Origin of the sequence: Actinomyces oris (assembly GCF_001929375.1) — a bacterium.
GTDB classification, from domain to species: domain Bacteria; phylum Actinomycetota; class Actinomycetes; order Actinomycetales; family Actinomycetaceae; genus Actinomyces; species Actinomyces oris_B.
In genome coordinates this window covers 2,095-6,157 of record NZ_MSGO01000052.1, presented here as the reverse complement: position 1 = coordinate 6,157, position 4,063 = coordinate 2,095, and the positions used below count along the sequence as shown (strand labels likewise).

Sequence of the window (4,063 nt, the reverse complement as noted above, 5' to 3'; positions counted from 1 at the left end):
GTCGGGGCCGCGAAGAAGGCTCCTACCCCATCTCCTCAATGTGCCGGTGGTCCAGGGTATCAAAATCAGGGTACTACTCCTGGCGTGACCGGCCCCAGTCACAGACGGCCATCAGGAGGGAGGAGCTGGCCATGATGATTAAGGATGTTTTTGAGCACTCGTGAGGGCACCTACGGGTACCGACGCATCCAGGTGGTCCTGGAGCGGCGCGGTGTACGGGCCAGCGGTTCCACGATCCGCGCCATCATGCGCGACCTGGGGCTACAGGCCGCGCAGCCACGGGCAAAGGTCCGAACCACCGTGCCGGCCCAGGACCTGGACGAGCACCCGGACCCGCTCAGGCGGGACTTCACAGCAGACGAGCCCGGCAAGAAGCTGTGCGGGGACATTCCCCCGCAAGCGGGAGGTGCCCCCTCCTATGTCAGGACGTGGGCCGGATTCGTCTATCTTGCGACCGTTCTGGACTGCTGCACGAAAAAGGTGGTGGGTTATGCGATGGCCGACCACATGCACACGTCCCTGGTGTGCCAGGCCATTGACATGGCGGTACGCAGGTGCCCGGTCGAGGAGGGCGTGACGATCTTTCACTCCGACAGGGGGAGCCAGTACACGTCCCAGAAGTTCCTGGATCACCTCAACTCCTATGGTATTCGTCCCTCGGTGGGGCGTACGGGAGTGTGCTGGGACAATGCTTGGGCAGAGTCGTTCAACGCTACGCTCAAGAACGAGAGAATCCACCGGATGGTGTATCCCACGAAGGATAAAGCGATGAACGATATTGCCTCATGGATCGAGCTGAGATACAATCATGTCCGTCTTCACTCAGCCCTAGGGTATCACACCCCGAACGAGGTCGAACGCGAGTTCCTGGACTTAACTAAGGCAGCCTGAAACACAAAACAAGCACTGTCCGAAAAACACCCAGCAGTCCACTTGGAATCAATCATCTAGTCCCCCGCAGGCCTGCGGTGCAGGACCGGCCAGCAGGTGATCATGATGAGGCCTCCCAGCAAGCCGTAGGCTAGAGCCACCCACAGTCCGTGGTCGTCAGCCAGCCGGCCGACAACCGGTGGTGCCAGGAGGCCCGCCAGGCGGGCCAGCCAGGACACGATGGTCAGTCCCAGCCCGGGTGGAAGCCCTTCGACGTCGTCGGCGGCGGAGTAGGCCACGGGGACGGCGACGGCGCACCCCGCCCCGGAGATCGCCATTCCCAGCAGCGTCCCGGGAACGGAGGAGAGCAGGAGGGCGATGCTCATTCCGAGGGTGACCAGCGCTCCGCCCCACGCGATCACGGCTCGCTGACCGATAGCATCGATGATGCGGTCGCCCACCAGGCGCCCCACGATCATCGTTCCTTGAAGTGCCACCAGCCCCAGTCCGACATGACTGGCGCCGGCACCCTGCTCCGACAGGAGCAGGGACGACCAGTTCATGGCCACGTCCTCGGGGAACATCGAGGCGGAGCACAGCAGGCCGACGACGATCAGCACGAGAATCGTGACCGGCCAGCTGCAACGAGGAGAGGCCGCCGCCCTTGCCTCGGCGGGGGTGTCGTCAAGTTCCCCGGGCTGGTCGGGGGCGCGATCAGCTCGGTCGTGGCCGGGAAGGAACCATCCAGCGAGCAGGGGACCTCCCGAGACGACCAGCAGCACCACCGCTGTCAGCACCATGTGGGTCCCCAACCCCACTCCGGCTCCAGCCATGGCCTGGCCCATGGCTGCTCCCAGTACCGCCCCCAGCGACCACGAGGCATGGAAGCTCGTCACGATGGAGGCACCCCAACGGCGCTGGACCCGCAGCCCGTGAGCGTTCTGCGCGACATCGACAATGGCGTCCGTTCCACCCACAACCAGCAGGCAGACCGCTAGAACGAGCCACGAACGGGCCAGCCCCGCTCCGAGGAGGGCCAGGGATACCACGAGCATGCCCAGGCTGGCGACCTTGGCCGAGGTCAGGCGGGAGATGAGCCATGACGCGGCCAGCCCCGCCACGAGAGCGCCGACGCTGGCTGCGGCTACCGCCTGCCCGAAGGCACTCTTGCTCAGCCCCAGTTCCGCCACGATCTCCGGGAAACGCGGTACCAGGTTGGCAAATCCCAGGCCATTGGCCAGGAACACCAGACAGACTCCGGCACGCGCCCGTATGAGCTCGGGACTGCGCCGCACAACTGGAGGAGTACTCAGTGAAGTGGCGGAGTGCATGGGGGCTCAGTCTACCGAGGAGGCTGTCCTGTGACTCGGCGTAGGAGGTGCTCCCCACCGCAGCTGGAAGGGACCGAGGTGACGAGCCCTCCCCTCTGCCCTTAGGCTGTGACTCGTACGCCGATCTGACATCAGAAAGCGCATCAGCCCGGGTGCTCCCAGCCATGATGGCACCCGTCACTCCCTGCCCCGTCTTACATGGAGGATTCATGTCCTACGGAACCGGCCCCGCACCCTACGGCAGCCAGGCACCTTACGGTGGCCCTGCCCCCTACGGCGCCCCCAACCAATTCGGACAGTTCGGACCCCCGCCTCTGACACCCGACATCGCCCCCCTGCCCGGTGCGAGCTTCGGTGAGGCCATCAAGCGCTACTTCCAGCGCTACGCCCAGTTCCGCGGCTACGCCTCTCGCTCCGAGTTCTGGTGGGTCGCGCTCTTCAACATCATTATCAGCGTCGTTGCCTCTATGTTCATCATCGCTCCCTTAATGACCTCCCTGGCCGCCGGAATCGAAGCCGCCGAGCAAGGTGAGGCGGCGGAGCCTGTGGCATTCTCTGTCGGCTTCCTGATCGTCTGGGGTCTGCTGATGATCTACAGCCTCGCGACTCTTCTGCCGAACCTCGGCCTCACTGTGCGCCGCCTGCACGACGTGGGAAAGTCTGGAGCATGGTGGTTCATTCAGCTCATTCCGTTTGGTATCGGCGCCATCTGGTTCCTGATCCTGATGGCGTCAGAGTCCCGCCCCGACCTCTACCGCCCCGAATGGAGCTGAGCGAAGCCTCCTGAAGGACAGCGTATTGATCCCCGGAACCTTTTACTTCCGGGGATCATGCGTTGGTAGTTCTCGAGGGGCCCCGAATCTTTACATCGCCGGGATCGTACGCGAGCTATATGGCCTGTAGGAGTTCGCCATCAATCTCCGCGGCCGCCGAGTCATGCCACCCCACAAATAACACCCTCCAGGCCGAGGAAATCCTCGCTGTTCTCAGCACCCCACCCCGGCACACTAAGCGTCATGAGTCAGGCCCTGAGACTCGGCGTAGGAGGTGCTCCCCACCGCAGCTGGAAGGGGCCAAGGTGACGAGTCTTACCTTCTGCCCTTAGGCTGTGACTCGTACGCCGATCTGACATCAGAAAGCGCATCAGTCCAGGTGCTCCCAGCCATGATGGCACCCGTCACTCCCTGCCCCGTCTTAGGAGGATTCATGTCCTACGGAACCGGCCCCGCACCCTACGGCAGCCAGCCGTCCTACAACGACCAGGCCCCATATGGCGGTCCCGTGCCCTATCCCGGCGGTCCCGTGCCCTATCCCGGCGGCCCCGCACCCTACGGTGTCCCCAACCAGTTCGGACAGTTCGGACAGTTCGGCCCCCCGCCTCTGACACCCGACATCGCCCCGCAGCTCGGCGCGAGCTTCGGTGAGGCCGTCAAGCGCTACTTCCAGCGCTACGCCCAGTTCCGCGGGTATGCGTCCCGCTCCGAGTACTGGTGGGTTGCGCTCTTCAACGGACTCATCGGAGTTGGCCTCTACTTCCTGTTGTTCATCTTCGTCGGTATGAGTGAGGTGTCGGGCAGCTCCGGAGACGATATGGGGACCGGCGCCGTCATCGGAATGATCGTCATCTCGCTTCTCTTCTTCGCCTATGCGATAGCTACATTTGTCCCGAACCTGGCTCTCACGGTACGGCGCCTGCACGACGTGGGAAAGTCTGGAGCATGGTGGTTCATTCAGCTCATTCCGTTCGGCGTCGGCGCCATCTGGTTCCTGATCCTGATGGCGTCAGAGTCCCGCCCCGACCTCTACCGCCCCGAATGGAGCTGAGCGAAGCCTCCTGAAGGACAACGCAATGGTCCCCAGAA

The 4,063-nt window shown here is 63.7% G+C and carries 4 protein-coding genes; 3 read left to right on the top strand and 1 reads right to left on the bottom strand.

Annotated features, from left to right (window positions below):
- Positions 1-150: 150 nt before the first annotated feature.
- Positions 151-891 carry an IS3 family transposase gene (locus BKH32_RS11255; RefSeq protein WP_178384644.1) on the top strand — a complete coding sequence of 247 codons (741 nt, stop codon included), beginning with the start codon at positions 151-153 and terminating at the stop codon, positions 889-891.
- A 56-nt stretch (positions 892-947) separates the two neighbouring features.
- Here the strand turns inward: BKH32_RS11255 and BKH32_RS11250 are convergent, their stop codons facing one another.
- On the bottom strand, positions 948-2,201 hold the full coding sequence (locus BKH32_RS11250; protein WP_075250124.1) for an MFS transporter: 1,254 nt from the start codon (positions 2,199-2,201) through the stop codon (positions 948-950).
- Positions 2,202-2,410: 209 nt separating this feature from the next.
- Here BKH32_RS11250 and BKH32_RS11245 point away from each other — a divergent pair, with 209 nt between their 5' ends.
- Together BKH32_RS11245 and BKH32_RS11240 are read left to right on the top strand one after the other, a co-directional pair.
- Positions 2,411-2,974, top strand: a complete 564-nt coding sequence (locus BKH32_RS11245) for a DUF805 domain-containing protein (protein ID WP_075250123.1) — start codon at positions 2,411-2,413, stop codon at positions 2,972-2,974.
- A 433-nt stretch (positions 2,975-3,407) separates the two neighbouring features.
- The gene (locus BKH32_RS11240; protein WP_081376789.1) at positions 3,408-4,025 is read left to right on the top strand and encodes a DUF805 domain-containing protein; all 618 of its coding nucleotides are present in this window, start codon (positions 3,408-3,410) and stop codon (positions 4,023-4,025) included.
- The last annotated feature ends 38 nt before the right edge of the window (positions 4,026-4,063 follow it).

What these genes read in the sequence shown, in the direction of transcription:
- BKH32_RS11250 (WP_075250124.1), bottom strand. Translation starts at nt 2,201, where the DNA reads ATGCACTCCGCCACTTCACTGAGTACTCCTCCAGTTGTGCGGCGCAGT.
- BKH32_RS11245 (WP_075250123.1), top strand. Translation starts at nt 2,411, where the DNA reads ATGTCCTACGGAACCGGCCCCGCACCCTACGGCAGCCAGGCACCTTAC.
- BKH32_RS11240 (WP_081376789.1), top strand. Translation starts at nt 3,408, where the DNA reads ATGTCCTACGGAACCGGCCCCGCACCCTACGGCAGCCAGCCGTCCTAC.